The sequence below is a fragment of the Mycolicibacterium wolinskyi str. Jessa 2025 genome (genome assembly GCF_049241375.1).
Taxonomy (GTDB): Bacteria; Actinomycetota; Actinomycetes; order Mycobacteriales; family Mycobacteriaceae; genus Mycobacterium; species Mycobacterium wolinskyi.
In genome coordinates, this window is sequence record NZ_CP185960.1 from 3,397,373 (window position 1) to 3,419,476 (window position 22,104).

The following is a 22,104-nucleotide window of genomic DNA, read 5'->3' on the forward strand; positions in this document are numbered from 1 at the left end:
CTACCTCTCGGGTAATTGTGCTGATTACCCCGGAGCGGGACGGTGGAGTCGTCGACGAATATGAGGAGGCGACGATGCAAGCGGCACAGCAATCCACACGTCCGATTCCCCGCTGGCTTCGGTTCGTGATGGCCGCGGATCGGTCCGGCTCGGCGTGGTACGTGGGCACCGGGTTCTTCTTCGCACCGGTTCTCGCGGTGGTATCGCCGTGGCCGACGCTGACGACGGTCTTGTGGATCGTGATCGCCCTGGCCGGCCTGTGGCTCGGGTTGCTCGGCATCGCGATGGCGACCGGGCTCGCGATGGTGCTCCGGTCGAACACCGAAATCCCGGAAGACTACTGGCGATCCATCATCGACTATCCGAGCACTAGTGTGCGACAGGACATTTCGCGCCGGCCTCGCCCCGGTAGTCGACCTGCCAATGTTTGATGCCGTTGAGCCAGCCCGACCGCAGCCGTTCCGGGGGCGACAGCGGCGTGAGGTCGGGCATCTCATCGGCGATCGCGTTGAACATCAGGTCGATCGTCATCCGCGCGAGGTTCGCGCCGATGCAGTAGTGCGCGCCCGTGCCGCCGAAGCCGACGTGGGGATTCGGGTCCCGCAAGATGTTGAAGGAGAACGGATCTTCGAAGACGTCCTCGTCGAAATTCGCCGAGCGGTAGAACATGACCACCCGCTGGCCCTTCTTGATGGGTACTCCGGACAGTTCGGTGTCCTCGAGTGCGGTGCGCTGAAACGATGTCACCGGCGTCGCCCATCGCACGATCTCGTCGGCCGCCGTGGCGGGCCGCTCGCGCTTGAACAGTTCCCATTGATCGGGATGGTCGGTGAACGCCATCATGCCCTGGGTGATCGAGTTGCGCGTCGTCTCGTTCCCGGCCACCGCGAGCAGGATGACGAAGAATCCGAACTCGTCGTCTGACAGCTTGTGGCCCTCGACGTCGGCCTGCACGAGCTTGGTGACGAGGTCGTCACCGGGATTCTTCGCCCGCTCGGCCGCCATGTTCATGCCGTACATGATCAATTCGACCGATGCGCTCATGGCGTCGTTGCTCGCGAACTCCGGATCCTGGTCGCCGACCATCTGGTTGGACCAGTCGAACAACTTCTTGCGGTCCTCCTGAGGGACACCCATCAGTCCCGCGATCGCTTGCAGTGGCAGTTCGCACGACACCTGTTCGACAAAATCTCCGCTGCCCTCGGCAGCCGCGGTCCGGACGATGGTGCGTGCCCGCTCGGCAAGGTCATCGCGCAGGCGTTCGACCGCTCGGGGTGTGAAGGCGCGCGAGATGATCTTGCGCAGATGGGTGTGGTGCGGAGCGTCCATGTTGAGCAGCACGAACTTGCCCTGGTCTATCTGCTGCGGGATGGTGCCCTCGCGGTAGCGGGGAAGTGCGGTCTTCTCGAGGCTCGAGAACACGTCGCTGCGCAGCGACACCTCCTTCACGTCCTTGTGTTTCGTCACGACCCAGAACCCACCGTCGTCGAAACCGCCGGTTCCCAGGGGTTGTTCGTTCCACCAGATCGGTGCGAGCTTGCGCATCTCGGCGAGTTCCTCGACGGGCAACCGTTCGGCGTAGATGTCGGGATCGGTGAAGTCGAAGCCGGCAGGCAGGTGAAGGGCAGGTTCGCTCATGACCACAGGGGTTCTCCTTGGTACGGCGTCTAGTTCACGTGATCAATAGCTACACCAAGGAACGGCGTGTTCGCCGGAGGTTTCTCAAACTCTTCGAAACTCCGGGTGCGTTGTTCTGAAACGTGTTCCACTGGATAACTCAAGAGAACATCCGCCACAGCTGTAACACTCCGGCTGGGTCCGGGGAAAGAACAGAAAAGCCTGGACGAAGGGGGATCGCGGTGCACAGCAGGATTATCAGAAGCGCAGTTGGCGTCGTCATCTGCTGTGGCGCGAGCCTGGCCGCCGTCGTGACGGCGTCATCGGCGGCAGCCGACCCGGCACCGCCGCCACCACCGGCACCGGCGATCGTCGAGCCACCGGCTGCGGACCTCGCGAGCACGGCGGAAGGCACGCCGCATCTGCCGAGCCTGCAGAACCTGCCGCCGGGGACGACTGATGTCCCGGTCGGCGGGCAACAGGGTCGCGGGGTGTCGTATCTGCGTGACATCTGGCATGCCATGCAGACACAGGACGTCAGCTTCAACGAAGCGCTTTTCCTGCTGACTCAGCGGCCCCTCGATCCGGCGGCGCCGCCTCCACCCGGCGTCGCGCCCGGTCCGCAACCCCCGCAGCCGCCGCCCGCCTAGTGGCTACACCCGCTCGATACGGGCCGGAACGTGCTTGTGCCACGGTGTTCCGGCGAAGGCGTCGCGCCATTCGGTGGAGGTGAGTGCGTTGGGGGCCACGCCCGGCACCGTCACCTTCCCGCCGTCGGAATAGTCGAGGCCGTAGCCGTTGGGCAACGAGGCGTGGCCGGGCAGCATCGTGTCGCTGACCTCGACACTGGCCTCGGCGCTGCCGGCCGCCGTAATGACGAGGGCACGGCCGCCGTCCACGAGGCCGAGCGCGTCGGCATCCTCGACGCTCACCCGCAAGGCCCCGTCGGTATCGCGTTTGCGCCACGCCGGGTCCCGGATGATGTCGTTGGCGGTGTATGCGCGACGTTCGCCGGCCGACAGCACGATCGGGAACTCGCGGCTGGTCAGTGGCGGCCGATCGGCGCGCAGTGCCCGGATCTCGTCGAGCATCTCGGGCATGGCCAGCGCGATCTTGTGGTCGGGATGACCGATCAGGCTGAAGTCATCGGCGTATTCGTGAACGGTGAACGTCACGCCGGACCGCTGCGTGAGAATCGCCTCGAACAGTGCGTTGCCGTCGGCATGTCCGGCGCGGCGCACGGCGTCCGGGTAGGTCATCGCGGCCTTCTGGGCCAGGCCCCACAACGCGGCCGCACCGGCGAGGCCGTCGGGCAGCGCCGCGCCCAGGGTTTCGTAGAGCACGTACGGAAGCACCTTCGTCAGCGCGGGGTTCGAGGACACAGTGGCGAGAAACTCCGCGGTGAACGCGGCGAGACCGTCAGCCGCGGCCTTACGCAGCGGACGTAGCTCGGCGTCGTCGACGACTGCGAGTGCCCGCACCAACCGCGCCCAGATCTCCGGCTCGGGCAAGGTGCCCGCGAGCGGTTCGAACAGCCGGTGGCGCAGATGAAATGTGTTGTGCGGGAATTCCAGATTGAAGAACGTCGCCTCGGGTTTCTCGAACTGGCTGGCGGCGGGCAGCACGTAGTGGGCCTGGCGGGCGGTCTCGGTCATCGCGACATCGATCACCACCAGGAACTCGAGCTCGGCGAGCGCAGCGCGTACCGCAGCCGAATCGGCGATCGAATGTGCGGGATTGCTGCTCTCGACGATCATCGCCCGGAACCGGTCGGGGTGATCGGTCAGGATCTCCTGTGGCACGACATTGCTCGGGACCAGCCCGGCGATGACCGGGGCGCCGGTGACCGGCGTGCGTCCGACCCCGGCCTTGCTGAACAACGGTGCGAACGCCGAATGCAAATGTTGCGCACCACGTTTGGCGAAGTTTCCGGTCAGGATCCACAGCAGTTTGTTGAGGTACGAGCACAGCGTCGAGTTGGGTGACTGCTGGACACCGAGGTCCTCGAACACCGCGACGCTGCCGGCCCCGGCGATGCGGCGCGAGGCGGCCCGGATCAGTTGCTCGTCGACTCCGCAGCGGCGGGCGTAATCGGCGACGTCGACATCGCCGAGCACGGCTCGAACCGCGTCCACCCCGGTGACGTGCTCGGCGAGAAACGTTTCGTCGCAGAGATTTTCCTGCACCAGGACGGCGGCCAGTGCGGCCAGGCACCAGGCGTCGGTGCCCGGCCGGACGCGTAGGTGATAGTCGGCCATCCGGGCGGTGTCGGTGACGACGGGATCGATCACGACCATCGAGCGGGCCGGATCGTTGGCGATCTCGTTCAACACCACCCGTGCCCGCGGAAAACTCTGCGACATCCACGGGTTCTTCCCGACGAACACCGCGACCTCGGCGTGCTCGAACTCGCCTCGGGTGTGCCCGCCGTACAGGTGGGCATCCACCCATGCCTCGCCGGTTTTCTCCTGGGCCAGGGCATTGGAGCGGTACCGCGAGCCGAGCGTCTTGAGGAATGCCGAGCTGTAGGCGCCGCCGAGGTGGTTGCCTTGCCCGCCGCCGCCGTAGTAGAAGATCCGTTCACCGCCATACGTTTTCGCGATCCGCTGAAAACCCTCGGCCACTTCGGCGATCGCGGTGTCCCAGTCGATTTCCTCGTAGCTGCCGTCATCGCGTCGCCGCATGGGGGAGGTCAGGCGGTTGGCGTTGTTCTGGTAGTGATCGAGCCTCAGCGCCTTGTTGCAGGCATAGCCGCGAGAGGCGGGGTGTTGTTTGTCGCCGCGGATCTTGGCCAGTGTGCGGTCCTGGACTTGCACCACGATGCCGCAGTTGCATTCGCACAGGATGCAAGCCGTGTGCTGCCATTCGTCGACGGTCACCGCGGTTCCCCATTCGTCGTTGTCAGTTGTTCGCGCAGCTGGCGGTGGATCAGGTCGAGCGGCTTGACGTCGCGCGTGGCGCGCGCGACGACGACCGCCCCCTCGATCGAAGTGGTGATCAGCATGGCGAGTTCCTCGGCACGCGCGGCGTCGACACCGTCGGCCTCGAGGCGCTGGGTGACCAGCTGTGTCCACCGGACGAACGCCGCGCCCGCGCGTTCGACGACCGCGGTGTCGGCCTGGTCCGGGTCGCCGGCCTCCACCGCGACGGCGACGACGGGGCATCCGGCGCGAAAGTCGGTGTCGAGCAGCTGTTTACGGAATCCGGCGATGAGGCCGTCGAGGAGGGTGAGCGCGCTCGGCGCCTTGCCGAGTCGAGCGGCCACCTGGTCGCTCGCGTAATCGATTGCCTCGCAGAGAAGTTGGGTTCGGCCACCGGGGAAGTAGTGGTATGCCGAGCCGCGGGGTGCGCCACTGTGGGCGAGGACGTCGGCAATCGCGGTCGGGTGTGCGCCGCGCTCCCGGATCAGCAGCGCTGCGGAGACGACCATGCGTTCACGCGGGCCGGCCATGTTCCACCCTTCGTCGGCTATGTATGTAACCATACATAACGCGGGCGGCGCAGACCAGACCTGTTGCGAGAACGACGAAAGGGCTGCGGAACCGGAGTTCCCGCAGCCCTTTCGCTGAATTCGACGCGTTGCCTACACGCCTGCGGCCTCGTTGAGGTTGTTGAGCGTCGCGGTGGCGTCGAGGTATTCCTGCACCCACCGCTCGATGACGGCCGAGGTCTTCTCGACCTTCTCGAACTGCCCGACCACCTGGCCGACCGGGTTGAACGCCACGTCGACGGTCTCGTTGGGGTACTTGTGCGTGGCCGCGACGGCCATGCCGGAAACCATGTACTGCAACGGCATGCCGAGCGGCTTGGGATTCTCCGGCTGCTCCCAGGCTTCCGTCCAGTCATTGCGCAGCATGCGCGCCGGCTTGCCGGTGAACGAGCGGCTGCGAACCGTGTCGCGGCTGCTGGCCTTGGCGTACGCGGCCTGTTGAACCGGGGTGTTCTCGGCCTCCTCGACCATCAGCCACTGCGACCCGGTCCAGGCGCCCGCCGCGCCGAGAGCCAGCGCCGCGGCGATCTGCTGGCCGCTGCCGATACCGCCTGCGGCGAGGACCGGAACCGGCGCCACCTCCTTGACCACCTGGGGCCACAGCACGATCGAGCCCACCTCGCCACTGTGGCCGCCCGCCTCACCGCCCTGCGCGATGATGATGTCGACGCCGGCATCGGCGTGCTTGCGGGCCTGCGACGGCGAACCGCACAGCGCGGCGACCTTGCGGCCCTGCGCGTGGATGTTCTTGATCATGTCGGCCGGTGGGGTTCCGAGGGCGTTGGCGATCAGCGTCATCTTCGGGTGCCGCAACGCGATCTCGACCTGAGGAGTCGCGGTGGCCTCGGTCCAGCCGAGCAGCTGCAGCGCGTTGTCGTCGCTGTCGTCGACCGGCACGCCGTGGTCGGCGAGGATCTTCTTCGCGAAGTCCAGATGCTCCTGCGGTACGAGCGACTGCAACATGCCCTTGAGTTCGTCGGCGGACATGTTGGCGTCCATGCCCTCGTACTTGTTGGGGATCACGATGTCGACGCCGTACGGATGGTCGCCGATGTGCTCGTCGATCCAGTTCAGCTCGATCTCGAGTTGCTCGGGGGTGAAGCCGACCGCGCCGAGCACGCCGAAGCCGCCGGCCTTGCTGACGGCGACCACGACGTCACGACAGTGGGTGAACGCGAAGATCGGGAACTCGATGCCGAGCTCGTCGCAGAGGGCGGTGTGCATACCTGCTCCTTGTGGGCGGTGGATGTACAAGTTCACGAATTGAAACGTGTTCTAGTTTAGTACTCCACCGGTGCCGCGCGGGGCCGGACCCCGACGAATCAGGCAAGTTCCTGGACGAAGGAGACTTCGTTGCCATCCGGATCGGCGACGTCGAGGATGGCCACCATATCGGCGATGACCTGCGGTTCACCGACCTCGACGTCGTAGTCGACGAGAGCCGTCATGGTCGCGGCGAGATCGGACACGCCGAACCGCACCGCGGTCCGGCCCGCCGCGGCCTCATCGGTGACGAGCTGTAGCCAGGCGGTGGAAGTCAACTGCCATTCGGCGACGCCGTCGACCGGTTGCAGGTCGGGATCGCGGCCCATGATGCGCGAGTACCAAGCCAGCGACTCGCCGAATCGGCTGGTGGCGACCACGGCGGCGATGTCGTTGATGACGACGTCCTTCAGCTGCTCAGCCATAGACCATTTCTAGTCTGGATTGGCCCCTCGGCCCAGACCCTTGGTGTACTTGCCGTATGGGACTGACCTTGTCGCCACCGGAATCGCTCGATGAAATCGGCTCGGGTCCGGGTGGCGCGCAGGTGGGAGCCTTCTTCGACCTCGACGGCACCCTCGTGGATGGGTTCACCGCGACTGCACACGCGCGGCACCGGATCCGGCAGCGGCAGGCCGCGTTCGGCGAGATCCTCGGCATCATCGAGGCCTCGATCCGCTATCGAATCGGCAGGATGCCGTTCGAGCGGCTCCTGGTCCGAGCGGCCGGGTATCTGAGCGGTGAATCGCTCGCCGAACTCGACGACCTCGGCGAGCTGCTGTTCGCCGAGCGCTTCGCCCACCGGGTCTACCCGCACATGCGCGATGTCGTGCGCCGGCATCAGGACCGTGGCCACACCGTCGTGATGAGTTCGTCGGCCCTGACCATCCACGCCGAACCGGTTGCCCGCCACCTCGGCATCGACCACGTGCTGTGTAACCACTTCGAGACCGACGAGAACGGCCGACTGACCGGAGGCATCGTCAAACCCGTCATCTGGGGTGCGCGCAAGGCCGACGCGGTTCAGGCCTTCTGCGCGGCCAATGACGTTGACCTGCAACATAGTTACTTCTATGCCGACGGTCCCGAGGACAGCGCGCTGATGCAGGTGGTAGGCCATCCGCGGCCGGTCAATCCGCGGCCGGGATTGGCGACGGCCGCAGCGAACAACGGCTGGCCGGTGCTGACCCTGGATCGTCCGGTGGCACGGCGGCGCTAGGCCCAATACTCGCCGAGCGGCGCCCACGTTCGGCGATCGTGCGGATTCATCCGCGAATCGCCGGGTTCGGCGGATGAGGTCGCACAACCGCGGACCGACGCGCGTCAACCCAAGCCGTAGAGACCCTTGCCGGTGACCAGCGGCATGTCGAGCGTCGTCCGGATGCCGGGCGCGGCCGCGACCACATCGGGAATCGCGTTCACGATGCGCCCGGCCGCCGCCACGATCGCGGCATGGTTGTGGTCGCCCTTGCGGCTCGTCGGGCAGATGTCGACGGCATAGGACGGTTCGCCGACGATCTCGACGCGGTAGGAACCGCCGGGCTGCGCCGGCTGGGCCCAGTCCGGGCGAAGATCGCCACGCAGCCGGGTGACGTGTTCGATCACGATCACCGGCTCGCCCTTGACCATGCCCCGGATCTCGAACCGCAGCGCGGCAACCGTGCCTTTCGCGACATGGCCCGCGGCGATGTCGAACGCCTCGGGCGCCGGTTCCTTCTCGCACACCTCGGTGATGTCGTCGATCTCGATGCCCAACCCGGCCGCCAACTGCCGGATCGACGTACCCCACGCGATGCTCAGCACCCCCGGCTGGAACAGGATCGGCGTCTCGTCGAGTGGTTTGCCGAAGCCCATCACGTCGAACATCACGGTCACGCCGTCGTAGGTCGCATAGTCGGCGATCTCCATGCACCTGACCTGCTCGATGCTCTGGCACGTGCCTGCGAGGGCGAACGGGATCAGGTCGTTGGCGAAGCCGGGGTCGACGCCCGTGATGAACAGGCTCGCGTTGCCGGCCTGTGCGGCTTCCTCGATGCCCGCGATGTACTTGCCCGGCATCAGCTTCCAGGGAAACTGCAGGCTCACCGGGGCCGAGCCGACGACGTTGATGCCGGCCGCCAGCAGCCGCACCACGTCGGCGATCGCCTCCGGTCCGCGGGTGTCACCCATCGCGCAGTACACCGCGCAGTCCGGTTTGGCGGCGATCACCGCATCGAGGTCGGCGACCGCCGTGACGCCGGTCGAAAGGTCAAGTCCGGCAAGCTCGCCCGCGTCCTTGCCGACCTTGGATTCGGTCGAGACGCACAGCGTCGTCAGCTCGTAGGCCGGATTGGTCAGCAGTCCGGTCAGTGCCAGGCGGCCGACGTTTCCAGTTCCGATGTGGGCGACGCGAAAGACCATGGGAACGAAGTATGCCCACTCGGCAGGAAAATTGGAACAGGTTCTAATTTGTGCCGTGCCTGCGGTAGCCTCACGCGTCATGGGACGGGTTGACGGAAAAGTTGCACTGATCAGTGGTGGCGCACGCGGCATGGGCGCCGAACACGCCCGCGCGCTCGTGGCCGAGGGCGCCAAGGTGGTGATCGGCGACATCCTCGACGACGAGGGCAAAGCACTTGCCGCCGCGCTCGGCGATGCGGCCCGTTATGTCCACCTCGACGTGACCGACGCCGACCAGTGGGACGCCGCGGTCGCGACCGCGACCTCGGACTTCGGTCTGCTCAACGTCCTGGTCAACAACGCGGGCATCGTCGCGCTCGGCCAGATCGGCAAATTCGACATGGCCCAGTGGCAGAAGGTCATCGACGTCAACCTGACCGGGACGTTCCTCGGCATGCAGGCGTCGGTCAAGGCGATGAAAGCCGCGGGCGGCGGCTCGATCATCAACGTCTCGTCGATCGAGGGACTGCGCGGCGCCGCGATGGTGCACCCGTATGTGGCGTCCAAATGGGCCGTGCGTGGTCTGACGAAGTCGGCTGCGCTCGAACTCGGGTCCAAACAGATCCGGGTCAACTCGATCCACCCGGGTTTCATCCGCACGCCGATGACCGAACACTTCCCGGAGGACATGCTGACCATCCCACTGGGGCGGCCCGGGCAACCCGACGAGGTGTCGAGCTTCGTCGTCTTCTTGGCCAGTGACGAATCCCGCTACGCGACCGGCGCGGAGTTCGTGATGGACGGCGGCCTGGTCAACGACGTCCCGCACAAGCTCTGACGGCATCCGGCGCGGCGGCACGTGGCGCGCGGCGGCAGAATGACCGGACACCGCATCACGCCCGGTAGGCGGTGCCGCACCGGTCTTCGAGGAGCTGCCCATTTCCGCCCGACGCGCTCGTCTCCTGGTGGCCGCCCTCGTCACCATGTTGGTGTCGTCGCTGTGCGTTGCCGACCTGCCGTCCTTCGCCCGGCCCGAGCCGCCGTCGGGACGCATCGAACTCGCGCAGGGCTGGCAATTGGCCTCGGCTCGCAGTGTGCGGGCCGACGGCGCGGCGCTGTCGACGCCGGGGGACATCGCAGGCGAATGGCACACCGTCAAGACCATGCCCGCGACCGTCCTGCAGGCGCTACAGGACGACGGCACCTATCCGAATCTGTACTTCGGCGAGAATCTGGCCGCGGTTCCCGACGACCTGTGGCGTCAAGACTGGTGGTATCGAACGACGTTCGACGCGCCGGCCGGAAGCTCCAGTTACCGGCTGGAATTCCCGGGCATCAACTACCGAGCCGAGGTCTGGCTCAACGGGAAACTGATCGCGGACAACTCGGTCGTGGTCGGTATGCACGCCGCGCACGAGCTGGACGTGGCGCCGTGGATCAATCGCGGAGCCGCCAACACCTTGGCGGTAAAGATCACGCCCGAGCGTGCGTTACAGGACATCGACGGGGTGGAACTCGCCGACAGCTGGTGGGACTGGATCAACTGGAACCGCATCGGCTACCAGGGGCCGGGCAAGGATCCGGTGCGCGGGAATTCCTTTGTGCCCGACCGCAATGCCGGGATCTTCAAGCCGGTCTACCTCAGCTTCTCGGGACCGGTCGTGCTCAGCGACCCGATGGTGACCACCGAATTGCCGCTGCCTGCCACCGACCGGGCCCGGCTCACGGTGTACACCGATGTCCGCAACACCACCGAAAGCCCGGTGCGTGGCGTGGTGCGAGCCACGATCAGCCGCCCCGGTAAGCCCGACGTCGAGGTCGATCAGGCGGTCCGTCTGGCACCAGGCGAAACCAGGGAAATCCGGTTCGACCCCGAGACTTTCGCCGCGCTGACCCTACGGGATCCCGATCTGTGGTGGCCGTACACGATGGGCGAGCCCAACCTGTACGACCTGCGGGTGGAGTTCGTACAGTACGGGCGCGTCACCGACACCGACCAGTCGCGGTTCGGTATCCGCACGGTTCAGCAGCACCGCGACGACGACGAGCAGTTCCCGGCTCTCGGGCGGGGCGGCAGCTTCTACCTCACCGTCAACGGCCGCGACTTTCTGGTGCGTGGCGCGGCCTACACACCCGATCTGCTGTACCGGTACGACCCGCAGCGCGAGAACGCGATCCTGGGCTATGTCCGCGACATGGGCCTCAACATGCTGCGGCTGGAGGGAAAGTTCCCGGGCGACAACATCATCGAGCGCGCCGACGAACTCGGCATCCCGCTGATGTACGGGTGGATGTGCTGCAACCAGTGGGAGAAATGGTGGCAGTGGGACGACGAGGATCGCCGTGTCGCCGATGACAGTCTGCGGTCGCAGATGTTGTCGCTCCGCGGTCATGCGTCGGCGTTCCTGTGGGCCAACGGCAGTGACGGCAAGCCGCCGCAACTCGTGCTGGACGGCTACCACGACATCCTGCGCGAGTTGCATTGGCCCAACGCCGTTGTCGACACGGTGTCCTCGCTCGCCCATGACGATGCCGGGGAGGTCGTCTGGGACGGCATCCATATGGCCGGGCCCTACACCTGGCGTCCGCCTACCTACTGGTTCAGTGGCCGCTACCAGGCGACCCGGGGTGCGAATGCCGAACAGGGCGACAACGAACACATCCCGCCGTTCGCGAGCCTCAAGAAGTTCCTCCCGCCAGACAAACTGTGGCCGATCAACGACGCCTGGTACTTCCACGCCGGGGCCGACCCCGGCAACGCCAACCTGAACAGCATCCGCACTGCTGTCATGCAGCGGTACGGGTCGTCACGCAGCGCCGAGGAGTTCGCGCGCAAGGCACAGGTCGCCCACTACGAGTCGACCCGGGCCCAATTCGAGGCGTTCGCGGCGCTCGGCTGGGCCACCCACAAGATGACCATCTACTGGATGCTCAACAACCACTGGCCATCGTTCTTCGGTCACCTCTTCGACTATTACCTGCGGCCCGGAGGGGCGTACTTCGGCGCCAAGAAGGGCCTGCGGCCGCTGTCGGTGGTGTTCGACTCGTTCGCCACCGGCGACCACGACACGGCCCACATCGCGGTCGTCAACCAATCGCCCGCCGAGCAATCCGGACTGCGCGTGCGGGTACGCACCTACGACCTGACCGGCCGGGTGCGCGACGACCGCACCAGCGGTCCGGTCAGCGCGCCGTCCGGCGGCGCCACTCAGGCCTTGACGCTGCCGCGCCCCGCGCGGATCTCGGAGGTGTACTTCGTGCGGTGCGAGTTGCTCGACGCCGCAGGCTCGGTCGTCGCCGACAACACGTACTGGCAGTCCCAGCAGCGCGACGACCTCGGAAGCCCGGCCAACGACCGGGCGTTCGACCTACGGCAGATGAGCTGGGCCGACATGACGCCGCTCAACACGATGCCGCGGGTTCCGCTGCGGGTGACGGCCCAGCGGTCGGCCGAAGCCGACGAGGGCACGACCGTGACGATCCGCCTGCACAACCCGACCCATCAGATCGCGTTCTTCGAGCGGGTCGAGATCACCTCAAGTCGCGAAGGTGACGAGATCCTGCCGATCGAATACTCCGATAACTACGTCACGGTGTATCCCGGCGAGACCGTCGAGCTGACCGGCCGGATCGACCCGTCAGAGCCGGCCCCGAACTGGGTCCGGGTAGCCGGTTACAACACCGCGCCGGTGGTCGTGGCAATCGACCAGCGGGCCCGGCGATAGGATCGGCCCATGACCACAACCGACGAGCGGCATGAACTCGGTCAACTGGCCGAGTCCGGCGGATGGCAGCACCGCGATCTCGACCGCGTCGACGTCTACCAGCGCGGCACCACCCGGATCCGCGTGGTGTGGCAGGGGTCGAGCGCAATCAGCGGTGCAACGCTGTACCACGACGACATCATGACCACCTACACCCGTGACCTCGCCGCGGTGAACGGTTGGCTGAAGCGCTGACACGGCGCCGAAAAGCCTGACCAACCCCGAAAATCGGTCGCGGTGGCCCGGCCGTCTGTGGCACCGTCGAATCCTGTGATCGACACTGCGACCGAACTGACTCCGCAAATCCTGCACGACATCACCGACGCCGACTGGGCCGGGATGGCACTCCTCGGCAGTACCGCTTTCGGAGAACTCGAAGATCCCGAGACGATGGCCGTGTGGCGGACGCTCGTGCCCGGCGGTGGGGCGGTGGTGGTGCGCGACGCCGACATCGTCGGTCAGTCCCTCTACCTCGACCTCACGCTGACCGTGCCCGGTGGCGCCGAACTTCCCGTGGCGGGCCTGAGCTTCGTCGCGGTTGCGCCCACCCATCGGCGGCGGGGCCTTCTGCGCGCCATGTACACCCAACTGCACGATCGGATCGCCGACGCCGGCTATCCGATCGCGGCACTGACGGCGAGCGAGGGCGGAATCTACGGCCGCTTCGGCTACGGGCCTGCGACCATCGAGCAGGAAGTGTCGATCGACCGCCGGTTCGCCGAATTCCATGCCGCGGCGCCTGATCCGGGTGGCGTACGCATGGTCAAGCCGGCTGACCATCGTGACGAGTTGGTCGACATCTACGACCGGTGGCGACGACAGACCCCGGGCGGGTTGGTACGTCCGGCGGGCCTGTGGGACGACCTGCTGGCCGACCGGGAGAAGGCCCGCGGCGGCGGCACGGAATGGTTCGCCTTCCTGCACCGCGACGGTTACGCGCTGTACCGGTTGCACGGCGACGGCCCGAAGGTCGTGCGCGTCGTAGAGTTCACCGCCGCCACACCCGAGGCTCACGCGGCGTTGTGGCGGGCGCTGTTGGGCCTGGACCTGATGGAGAAGGTCACGACTTGGACGCATCCGGGCGACGCGTTGCCCTATCTGCTCACCAACCCGAGGCTGGCCCGCGTCACCTCCAGCGCCGACGATCTGTGGTTGCGGATCATGGACATTCCGGCCGCACTCCAGGCCAGGCAATATTCGTCCGACCTCGACACCGTGCTGGAGGTCGCCGACGGCTTCCGCAGTGACGGCGGACGATTCGCCCTGCAGATCAGGGACGGACGCGCGCAATGCACGCCGACCGACGAACCTGCCGACGTCGAACTCGATCTCGACGTCCTGGGCAGCCTGTATCTGGGTGGCCATCGAGCCGACGGCTTTGCATCCGCGAACCGGTTGCGTACCAAGGATTCTGAATTGGTGCAGCGGATCAGCGCGGCCTTCGTCAGCGCCGTGCCCGCCGAATTGGGGTTCGGCTTCTGAGTGCGGGTCCCGGCCCGGCCGGTATCGATGCGTAAGGTGCAAACCGTGAGTGCACGCGCAGGCATCGTGGTGACCGGAACAGAGGTTCTGACCGGCCGGGTCCAGGACCGCAACGGTCCGTGGCTGGCAGATCAGCTACTTGAGCTCGGCGTCGAACTGGCGCACATCACGATTTGCGGTGACCGTCCCCGCGACATCACGGCTCAGTTGCGGTTCCTGGCCGCCGAAGGGGTGGATCTGATTCTCACCTCCGGCGGGCTGGGGCCGACCGCAGACGATCTCACGGTCGCGACGGTGGCCGAGTTCTGCGGACGTGAACTCGTTCTGGACGCGGCGCTGGAAGAGCGGATCGCCGAAATCCTGCGCAAGCTGATGAGCGGGCGCCCCGGCGTCGACTTCGACGCGGTGCGCGCAGCGAACCGCAAGCAGGCCCTGGTGCCGGTCGGTGCCGAAGTGCTCGAACCGGTCGGCACGGCACCCGGCGTCGTCGTGCCGGGCAGCCCCACGGTGGTGGTGTTGCCCGGCCCGCCGCGTGAGCTGCAGCCGATGTGGTCACGCGCGGTCGCGACCGACGCTGTGCAGCAGGCCATCTCGGGCCGGACGGTGTACCGGCAGGACACGGTGCGGATGTTCGGCCTGCCCGAATCCGGTCTGGCCGAGACCTTGCGGGAGGCCGAGGGGTCCATCGCCGGATTCGACGCGCTCGAGATCACCACCTGCCTGCGGCGCGGCGAGCTCGAGATCGTCACGCGCTATGAACCGCAGGCCGCCGGTACCTACGGTGATCTGCTTGCGCTGCTGCGTGATCGCCACGGAGACGCGATGTTCTCCGAGGACGGTGCGACGGTCGACGAGCAGGTTGCCGCGCTCCTATCCGGCCGGCGGATCGCGACGGCCGAATCCTGCACGGGTGGGCTACTGGCGGCCCGGCTGACCGACCGGCCCGGGTCGTCGGAGTATCTGGCCGGTGGGGTGGTCGCCTACGCCAACGAGGCCAAGGCCGAACTGTTGAACGTGGATCCGGTGCTGATCGCCGAGCACGGCGCGGTCTCCGAACCGGTGGCCGAGGCGATGGCCGCCGGCGCACTGCACCACTTCGGCGCCGATGTGGCAGTGGGCATCACGGGTATCGCGGGCCCCGGCGGCGGCAGCGCGGAGAAGCCGGTCGGCACGGTGTGCTTCTCGGTACGGGCCGAAGGCGTCACGCTGACGCGCACGCTGCGCTTGCCCGGCGACCGGTCCGACATCCGGGAGCGGTCGACCACGGTGGCCATGCACCTGTTGCGGCGGGCCCTCAGCGCCGCGTCCTGATCTTCGGTGTGATCGTCGGTCAGCGGTTGGCGGGTATCGACTGCAAGGCCTCGGCCACGCACTCAGACCAATCGAGGTCGCCGAGCACCGTGACCGCGCGGGCGACGTAGGCACTGGAAATCACCACGTCGGGTTGCAGCGTCGCCAGCAGCCGCAGGCTCTCGGCCATGGCGGCGGCATCGCCGACGCCGGGAATCACGAATGTCGACCAACGACCGTCGTCGCCGACGAAGATGGTGTCTCCGGTGAACAGGTAGCGGCCGTCGGCACCGTCGACCAAATAGCTTGTGCTGCCCGGGGTATGCCCCGGCGTGGGAATGACCTCGACGCCGTTGCCGTCGCGGTTGCGGGTGGCCAGCGGCACATGGATGGGGGAGTGCTTGCCGATGGTCTCGGACTCGGCGGCCGGCGCGTGCAACCGCGCCCCGAAATGGTCGGCGATGCGGGCCAACATCGGCCCGGCCTCATCCTGATGAGACAGATAGTGGTTGTCGACACCGCCGAGTGAGTCGATCGCGGCGAAGTCGGCATCGGTGGCCGGGCAGTAGAACAAGGCGTTGGAACCGGTTTGGCCGGGAGTCCACAGATACGCATGCGTGGTCAGCCCGGGAAACGGGGTATCGGTGCGGGTTTCCCAGAGGTCCGACGCGATTTGGGTCATCGTTGTTGTCGTCATGACCGCAGCCTTCACCCTCAACAATGGTTGAGGTCAACCCTCGACCGTCACACCAGCTTGCCGGCGTCCCAGATGTCGATCATCGTGCCCATGATCTCCTGCGCGCAGCCCAGCCCGCCGAGGTGACTCTCGTACGGCAACTCGGTCAGTCTGGCTTCGGGCAGCCGCGACACGACGTGCTGGCCGTGCGTGAACGGGACGATGTGGTCGTGGTCGCCGTGCCACCAGCGCACCGGAACCTTGACCTCGTCGAGCCGGAAGCCCCAGTCCCGCTCGAACACCACGATGTCGTAGAACGGCGCGGCGAGCTGTTTGCGGCTGCCGTTGAGCAGGTCGTCGAGGAACATCGCCTTGAACTCCGGCCGGGCGAGCATCCGCCGGTCGCCTTCCGGCGACAGCCGCGCATAGATCTCCAGGGCCGGGGAGGCCACCGGGCGGATGAGCCGGATCAGGCCCGACGCGGCCAATCGGATCGGTGCCCCGGCCACCTGGATCACCGGTGCGACCACCGCGCCCAGTTGCATGAGCCGACTGCTGATGGCGTCGGGCCCGACCGTCGGTGCGACACCGCCGAGCACGCCTGCGGCGACCACACGGTCGGGCATGGCCGCCGCACACGCCAGCGTGTACGGCCCCCCGCCGGACAGCCCGACGACGGCGAGCTTGTCGATCCCCAGCGTGTCGGCGATCGTGCGCAGATCCGTCGCGAAGTCCAGCACCGACTCGTATTGATGCGGCGTGGACGACCCGATACCGGGCCGGTCCACGCCGATCAGCCGAATATGGTTCTGCTCGGCGTAAACCCGGGCTTCGGTGGGGATCTGACGCCGCGCACCAGGGGTGCCGTGCAGCCAGAAGATGGCCCGCCCCTGCGGATCGCCGAATTCGGCGAATCCCAGTTGGCGGCCGTCGCCTACGGCGACGTTGCCCTCAAGTTTGGGGCGATCGATGGGCATGACCATCTGCGTGCGCCTCGCCGCGTTCCCTGCCTAGCCGGCAATCGACGCGTCGTAGATCGACTGGATCGACTTGTCCAACGTCGAATTGAACTCGTCGTCGCTCTGCTGTGCGGACAGGCCCTCGGTCAGCGCGCGGCTGAAGCTCGCGATCACACCGCTGTTCTGTGCGAGCAGGGCATTGGCCTCGTCACGCGAGTAGCCGCCGGACAGTGCGACGACCCGCATGACCTTCGGATGATCGACCAGCGACTTGTAGTGGTTGGCGACGGTCGGAAGGGTCAGCTTCAACATGACCTGCTGGCCGTCGGGCAGCGCGTCGAGGTTCTTGGCGATCTCGGCCTTCAGCAAGTCCTCGGCCTCGGCCTTGTCGGAGATCGAGATCGTCACCTCGGGCTCGATGATCGGGATCAGCCCGTGCGACAGCACCTGCTTGGCCACCTCGAACTGCTGGGCGACCGCAGCGGCGACACCGGTCGGGTTGGCGGCACCGATGACCGAGCGTTCCTTGGTGCCGAAGATGCCGTTCTTCACCCCGCGGGCCAGCAGGTCGTCGAGCGCGGGCATCGGCTTCATCAGCTGCACCCCGTCGGCCGCTTCGGCCAGGCCCTTGTCGATCTTGAGAAGCGGCACGACACCCTTGTCCTCCCAGAGGAAGGTCGCCGACGGCTTGCCCTCGATCGAGCGATCCATGGTCTGCTCGAACAGGATGGCGGCCAGCACCCGCTCACCGGTGAACGCAGGCGAGGTGATGATGCGCGAGCGCATCTGGTGGATCAGGTCGAACATCTCGTCCTCGGACGAGTAGGCGCTTTCCTCCACCCCGTACAGCCGCAGCGCCTTCGGGGTCGATCCGCCACTCTGGTCGAGCGCGGCGACGAAGCCCTTGCCCGATGTCATCTTGTCGGCCTGCTGCTGGTTCACCTGGTTCGTCATGACGGGGTGTCCACTCCTTTGAAGACGGTGTCCTGCTGATTCTGGCTTCCCGGACAGCGCCGGTGCAGCCTATTCGCCCTCAGAGGATATTCGGCGGCCATCGGCCTCCGGACCCCACCTCAGTCCGGTGCGCTCAGCGGGGTGTTCACCGAGGCGGCGATCGCGGCCGCCGACCGGTCCACATCGTCGTCGGCGGTAGCCCAATTCGAGAACGAGACCCGCAGCACGTACTCGCCGTTCCACGTCGTGCCGCCAAGCCAACAGGTGCCGTCGGCCTGTATCGCCGCCACGGCCGCCCGGTTTGCCGCTTCGCCTCCGGGCAACCGGACGAGCACCTGGTTCAAGACGACGTCGTTGAGCACTTCGGCGCCCTGGATGCGCTCGGTCAGCAGCCGCGCCATCCGCTGTGCCTGAGCGCAGTTGCGCTCCACGAGGTCGCTCACCCCGGCGCGGCCCAACGACCGCAACGCCGCATACACCGGTACGGACCGTGCGCGGCGCGAACTCTCGGGAACGAAGTTCGTGTTGTCCCGCTGGCCCGGATCGGCCACCAGATACGGTCCGGCCAGGCTCGTCGCCGCCACGTGCGCGTCGGGATCGGCGACGATCGCCATCGCCGAGTCGTACGGCACGTTGAGCCACTTGTGGGCGTCCACCGCCCACGAGTCCGCCCGCGCGGCTCCCGCGGTGAGATGTCGGGTGGCGGGCGCGGCGGCGGCCCACAGCCCGAACGCGCCGTCCACGTGCAGCCAGGCGTCGTGCGCTGCACACAGGTCGGCGATCGCCTCGAGGTCGTCGAACGCGCCCGTGGACACGTTGCCGGCCTGCGCGCACACGATGACGGGACCGTCGTCGGCGGCGAGCTCGGCGCGCAGCGCTTCGGGCCGCATCCTGCCCTGCCTGTCGGCTGCCACCCTCACGGCCGCGGCCTCGCCGAACCCGAGCAAGCGCAACGCGGCGTAGATCGTGACGTGTGCCTGCTCGCCGCACAGCACCCGCACTCGTGGAGCGCCGATCAGCCCGTCGCGGCTCACGTCCCAACCGGCACGGGCCAACACCGCGTGCCGTGCGGCGGCCAGGCCCGTGGTGTTGGCGGCTTGCGCGCCGGTCACGAATCCGACACTCGCACTCGGGGGCAGGTCCAGCAGGTCGAGCACCCAGCCCGCGGCGATCTCCTCGATGGCCGCGGCGGCCGGCGACAGCGAATGGAAGGCGGCGCACTGGTCCCACGCCGACACGAGCCAGTCGGCGCCGAGTGCCGCGGGCAAGGCGCCACCGATCACAAAGCCGAAGTGCCGCGGGCCCGCGCTCGCCACCAGACCCGGATCGGCTCCGGCGGCGAGGGCCGCGACGACGGCCGCGGGATCTTCGCCGTGGTCGGGAAGCCGACCGCCGAGGGTCTGCCGGATGGCCGACGCATCGGTGCGCGCGGCGACCGGGCGGTCGTCGAGGCCGTTGAGGAACGCCTCGGCGTGCGAAGCCGCGGTATGCAGTGCGGCGGTGCGATCGGGACGGATATGCGCCATGGCGCCGACCCTACGGGCAGCGGGTCAGGGAGTGCCGTCGTTTGCGACCCAACTTGCGGGCTTGCGCGCTGCCCACGGTGCGGCCTGCTCGAGCTGAGCGGCGAGGCCGAGCAATACCGCCTCGTCGGGGGCCATGAGCTGTACCCCGATCGGCAGACCGTCGTCGGTCGTGCCGAGCGGCAGTGAAATCGCCGCCCAGCCGGTGACATTGGCGAGTGCCGTCCAGCCGGTCGTGGCGAACTCCACGTCGAAGAACGCGCGCGTGGTGCCGCGCGGTTGATTCAGCAGCGCATACGGCGGTGGGCCGGTCAGCAGAGTAGGCACGAGCAGCACATCGTGCCCGGCCATCCCGGCGGCGAACCTGCGCGTCTGCGCGTGAACGGCGGCGATGGCGTCGGCGTAGGCCATGCCGGTCGTGGTGAACCCCTCGCGGATCATCACCCATGTGCTCGGCTCGAACTCGTCGTCGAGGGGTTCGCGGCCGAGGTGTCCGGTGGCGAACGCGTGCAGTTGTGCGTTACTCACGTTGTGCAGCACCGCAACCGCGTCGGCGACCGCGTCCGGGTCGATCGACGGACCGCCCGCCTGGACCCGATGACCGAGGCTCTCCAGCAACCGCCCGGTCTGTTCGACCGCCGCGACGACTGCGGGGTCGATCCGCTCGGTCGGAAACGGCGATGAGGTCGACATCAGCACCCGTCGAGGCTGCGGATCCCGCGAAACCGCTTGCAGGAACGGCTCATCCGGCGCCGGGGCGGAGTAAGGATCACCGGTGACGCTGCCCGCGATCACGTCGAGCAGGGCCGCGCAGTCACGCACTGTCCGCGTGAGCGCATGGTTGTTCACGAGCCCTTCCAAACCGTGCCCGCCGTCCGGTGCGAACGAGGCCCGGCCGCGGCGCGGCTTCAGTCCGACCAAACCGCAACACGATGCCGGGACGCGGATCGAACCGGTACCGTCACCGCCGGAGGCCGCCGGTACGACGCCCGCGGCCACCGCGGCAGCCGACCCGCCACTCGAACCTCCCGGTGTCACCGATGATGACCAGGGATTGGCCGTGGGACCGAACAACACGGGTTCGGTCGTGCAGTGATTGCCCCACTCCGGGGTGTTGGTCTTTCCTAACACCACCAGGCCGGCCTCGAGATACCGCTGCACCGTCCAAGCGGAATCCGTTGCCACATGGTCCCGTAACGCCCGGGATCCCATCGCTTCGGGCGCTCCGGCGAGAGCGGCACCGAGATCCTTGAGCAGGAACGGCACACCGGCAAGCGGTCCGGCCCGCCCGTTGCGAAGCACGCCTGAGGCGTCGAGCGCAGTCGCCTGGGTACGTCCGCGGTCGAAGAGATCGGTGATCACCGCATTGAGGGACCGCGCCGCCTCGAGGCGGACGATCGCTGCGTCGAGAAGTTCGGTGGCGGTCACGTCACCGGCCGCAGCCAGGCGGGCTTGGCCGATCGCGTCGACGCCGGCGAGCTCGAACGCAAACTTCGAATCCATCTGCATCACATTAACCGGCGGGCGCAGGGCACCGCCTGGCACACGCGCCCGCGGTCAGCGCGGCGCGACAACGACCGGGGTCGAGAGGATTTCGCGGTACTCCACCATCGGCTCGCGTTTGATGACCGTATTTCCGGACGTGACAAGCAGTTCGGTGGGGGAGACGGCATAGCTCACGCTGTAGTTGCGGGCCACGAACTTTCGATCAGGAGATTTCTGTGCCGTGGCGGCCAGCGCGGCCTCGTCGGTCAACCGCACGCCGTGGTATTCGAACCGGCCGGCGCGGTCGAGGCAGATCACCACGAGGGAACCCTCGGTGCGCCCGATCGCCCGAGCCGTCTGGGTGTCTCGGCAGCGTGCGCCGGAGCCGATGAATCCCGACTGGTCGAAGGCGAACGGTGTGACGGCTGCTGCGCTGGGTTGTGCGGTCGCCGTCTGCCGGGGTGACCGATCGGGGTTGACCGCCAGCATTTTCGCACCCACTGCGTACGTGGAGTCACGTGATGAAAGTTTGGCAAGGGTGGTGATGACGACGAAGGCGGTGAGCAGTGAACTGACGAGGGCGGTCGCCGCCACGCCTATACCGATGGGAAGCCAACGGCGCTCGGGTGGTTTTCGATGCCTTCCACCGGTGCGCGGCGGATATGAGGTGGACGCTGGGTGGGTGACCAAGCTCGCTCCCGTGACGGCGTTCTGGTGAGGTTTCACAAACAAGCTCGCTGACGCGACCTCATATTGTGCACGACCCGACCGGCGATCGTGGGAAACACCCGAAAACGGGAAATCCCCGGTTCGACGCAGAGTTGGCTGTCGCGCCATGTGCCCGGCCCGCGTGAATGTTGCTCCGCAACATGAGGATTGGCCCCGGTTGTGAGACACCAGCCCCGTCATGCCCAGGCCGGGGCCTGTTCTGACCGGCATGTCAATATCTGCGGGCAACGTCGTGGAGGCGGCGCGGCGCGGGGGTCGCGGCGTTGCCAGAATATCTGGCTCGGGCGCGGGGCCGCGTCGATCCCGGCGGCGGGGCAGCCGGCTTGCTCATACCGGCCCGAACAATCGGATACCGGGGGAATTCGTCGAATTCATGGAAAGGGCTGCCGCGAGAATTCGGGATCGTTGCCGACACCGGCATTCTCGTCACGCCGATTCAAACCGGTAACCCCGAATTCGATCGTCATTAGCGTCCCAGTGGTCGATACCTGCA

General features: G+C 67.2%; 20 protein-coding genes. 8 read left to right on the forward strand and 12 right to left on the reverse strand.

The features are described 5' to 3' along the window. The first annotated feature begins 74 nt into the window (after nucleotides 1-74). A complete protein-coding gene (locus ACOI2T_RS16695; protein ID WP_084356910.1) occupies nucleotides 75-431 on the forward strand; it encodes a hypothetical protein in 357 nt (118 codons plus the stop codon). Here the strand turns inward: ACOI2T_RS16695 and ACOI2T_RS16700 are convergent. Further along, nucleotides 370-1,638, reverse strand: a complete 1,269-nt coding sequence (locus ACOI2T_RS16700) for a cytochrome P450 (RefSeq protein WP_409505727.1) — start codon at nucleotides 1,636-1,638, stop codon at nucleotides 370-372. The two genes, ACOI2T_RS16695 and ACOI2T_RS16700, sit on opposite strands and share 62 nt — an antisense overlap. A 221-nt stretch (nucleotides 1,639-1,859) precedes the next feature. Between ACOI2T_RS16700 and ACOI2T_RS16705 the strand changes: the two genes are divergently transcribed. Then, nucleotides 1,860-2,267, forward strand: coding sequence for a dopamine receptor D4 (locus ACOI2T_RS16705; RefSeq protein WP_409505728.1), 408 nt, complete (start codon nucleotides 1,860-1,862; stop codon nucleotides 2,265-2,267). A 3-nt stretch (nucleotides 2,268-2,270) separates the two neighbouring features. Here ACOI2T_RS16705 and ACOI2T_RS16710 read toward each other — a convergent pair whose 3' ends face one another. The 4 genes from ACOI2T_RS16710 to ACOI2T_RS16725 all read right to left on the reverse strand — a co-directional run bounded on the left by ACOI2T_RS16710 (nucleotide 2,271) and on the right by ACOI2T_RS16725 (nucleotide 6,795). Then, nucleotides 2,271-4,496, reverse strand: a complete 2,226-nt coding sequence (locus tag ACOI2T_RS16710) for a molybdopterin-dependent oxidoreductase (RefSeq protein ID WP_409505729.1) — start codon at nucleotides 4,494-4,496, stop codon at nucleotides 2,271-2,273. Next, on the reverse strand, nucleotides 4,493-5,068 hold the full coding sequence (locus ACOI2T_RS16715) for a TetR/AcrR family transcriptional regulator (protein ID WP_409505730.1): 576 nt from the start codon (nucleotides 5,066-5,068) through the stop codon (nucleotides 4,493-4,495). Before ACOI2T_RS16715 ends, ACOI2T_RS16710 begins: the two co-directional genes overlap by 4 nt. Nucleotides 5,069-5,200: 132 nt before the next feature. Then, nucleotides 5,201-6,331, reverse strand: a complete 1,131-nt coding sequence (locus ACOI2T_RS16720; RefSeq protein ID WP_409505731.1) for a nitronate monooxygenase — start codon at nucleotides 6,329-6,331, stop codon at nucleotides 5,201-5,203. A gap of 98 nt (nucleotides 6,332-6,429) precedes the next feature. Next, on the reverse strand, nucleotides 6,430-6,795 hold the full coding sequence (locus ACOI2T_RS16725) for a VOC family protein (protein ID WP_409505732.1): 366 nt from the start codon (nucleotides 6,793-6,795) through the stop codon (nucleotides 6,430-6,432). Nucleotides 6,796-6,851: 56 nt separating this feature from the next. Between ACOI2T_RS16725 and ACOI2T_RS16730 the strand changes: the two genes are divergently transcribed. Further along, entirely contained in the window at nucleotides 6,852-7,589 is a 738-nt protein-coding gene (locus ACOI2T_RS16730; RefSeq protein WP_409505733.1) for an HAD family hydrolase, read from the forward strand. Between the two features lie 104 nt (nucleotides 7,590-7,693). Here ACOI2T_RS16730 and ACOI2T_RS16735 read toward each other — a convergent pair whose 3' ends face one another. Further along, nucleotides 7,694-8,770 carry an NAD(P)H-dependent amine dehydrogenase family protein gene (locus ACOI2T_RS16735; protein ID WP_067855853.1) on the reverse strand — a complete coding sequence of 359 codons (1,077 nt, stop codon included), beginning with the start codon at nucleotides 8,768-8,770 and terminating at the stop codon, nucleotides 7,694-7,696. A 79-nt stretch (nucleotides 8,771-8,849) separates the two neighbouring features. Between ACOI2T_RS16735 and ACOI2T_RS16740 the strand changes: the two genes are divergently transcribed. From ACOI2T_RS16740 to ACOI2T_RS16760, 5 genes are all read left to right on the forward strand, one after another. Beyond that, the gene (locus ACOI2T_RS16740; protein WP_085150465.1) at nucleotides 8,850-9,587 is read left to right on the forward strand and encodes a glucose 1-dehydrogenase; all 738 of its coding nucleotides are present in this window, start codon (nucleotides 8,850-8,852) and stop codon (nucleotides 9,585-9,587) included. Between the two features lie 145 nt (nucleotides 9,588-9,732). After that, nucleotides 9,733-12,474 (forward strand): glycoside hydrolase family 2 protein, encoded by a 2,742-nt coding sequence (locus ACOI2T_RS16745; RefSeq protein ID WP_409505817.1) that lies wholly within the window; start codon nucleotides 9,733-9,735, stop codon nucleotides 12,472-12,474. A gap of 9 nt (nucleotides 12,475-12,483) precedes the next feature. After that, nucleotides 12,484-12,708, forward strand: a complete 225-nt coding sequence (locus ACOI2T_RS16750) for a hypothetical protein (protein ID WP_085150463.1) — start codon at nucleotides 12,484-12,486, stop codon at nucleotides 12,706-12,708. 144 nt (nucleotides 12,709-12,852) lie between these two features. Then, the gene (locus ACOI2T_RS16755) at nucleotides 12,853-13,995 is read left to right on the forward strand and encodes an enhanced intracellular survival protein Eis (protein WP_421877330.1); all 1,143 of its coding nucleotides are present in this window, start codon (nucleotides 12,853-12,855) and stop codon (nucleotides 13,993-13,995) included. 45 nt (nucleotides 13,996-14,040) lie between these two features. Continuing rightward, the gene (locus ACOI2T_RS16760) at nucleotides 14,041-15,306 is read left to right on the forward strand and encodes a competence/damage-inducible protein A (RefSeq protein WP_409505735.1); all 1,266 of its coding nucleotides are present in this window, start codon (nucleotides 14,041-14,043) and stop codon (nucleotides 15,304-15,306) included. A gap of 19 nt (nucleotides 15,307-15,325) precedes the next feature. Here the strand turns inward: ACOI2T_RS16760 and ACOI2T_RS16765 are convergent, their stop codons facing one another. The 6 genes from ACOI2T_RS16765 to ACOI2T_RS16790 form a co-directional block, all read right to left on the reverse strand. Further along, complete coding sequence (locus tag ACOI2T_RS16765; protein WP_067855844.1) at nucleotides 15,326-15,982, reverse strand: MBL fold metallo-hydrolase; 657 nt, start codon at nucleotides 15,980-15,982, stop codon at nucleotides 15,326-15,328. A 47-nt stretch (nucleotides 15,983-16,029) separates the two neighbouring features. After that, nucleotides 16,030-16,944, reverse strand: a complete 915-nt coding sequence (locus ACOI2T_RS16770; RefSeq protein ID WP_067855841.1) for an alpha/beta fold hydrolase — start codon at nucleotides 16,942-16,944, stop codon at nucleotides 16,030-16,032. A gap of 27 nt (nucleotides 16,945-16,971) precedes the next feature. Continuing rightward, nucleotides 16,972-17,874: a fructose bisphosphate aldolase gene (locus ACOI2T_RS16775; protein ID WP_067855838.1), complete on the reverse strand. Its 903-nt coding sequence runs from the start codon at nucleotides 17,872-17,874 to the stop codon at nucleotides 16,972-16,974. Nucleotides 17,875-17,993: 119 nt separating this feature from the next. Further along, the gene (locus tag ACOI2T_RS16780; protein ID WP_409505736.1) at nucleotides 17,994-19,400 is read right to left on the reverse strand and encodes a pyridoxal phosphate-dependent decarboxylase family protein; all 1,407 of its coding nucleotides are present in this window, start codon (nucleotides 19,398-19,400) and stop codon (nucleotides 17,994-17,996) included. Between the two features lie 24 nt (nucleotides 19,401-19,424). After that, entirely contained in the window at nucleotides 19,425-20,900 is a 1,476-nt protein-coding gene (locus ACOI2T_RS16785) for an amidase (RefSeq protein ID WP_409505737.1), read from the reverse strand. A 54-nt stretch (nucleotides 20,901-20,954) separates the two neighbouring features. Then, nucleotides 20,955-21,476, reverse strand: a complete 522-nt coding sequence (locus tag ACOI2T_RS16790) for a hypothetical protein (RefSeq protein ID WP_067855829.1) — start codon at nucleotides 21,474-21,476, stop codon at nucleotides 20,955-20,957. Nucleotides 21,477-22,104 lie beyond the last annotated feature (628 nt).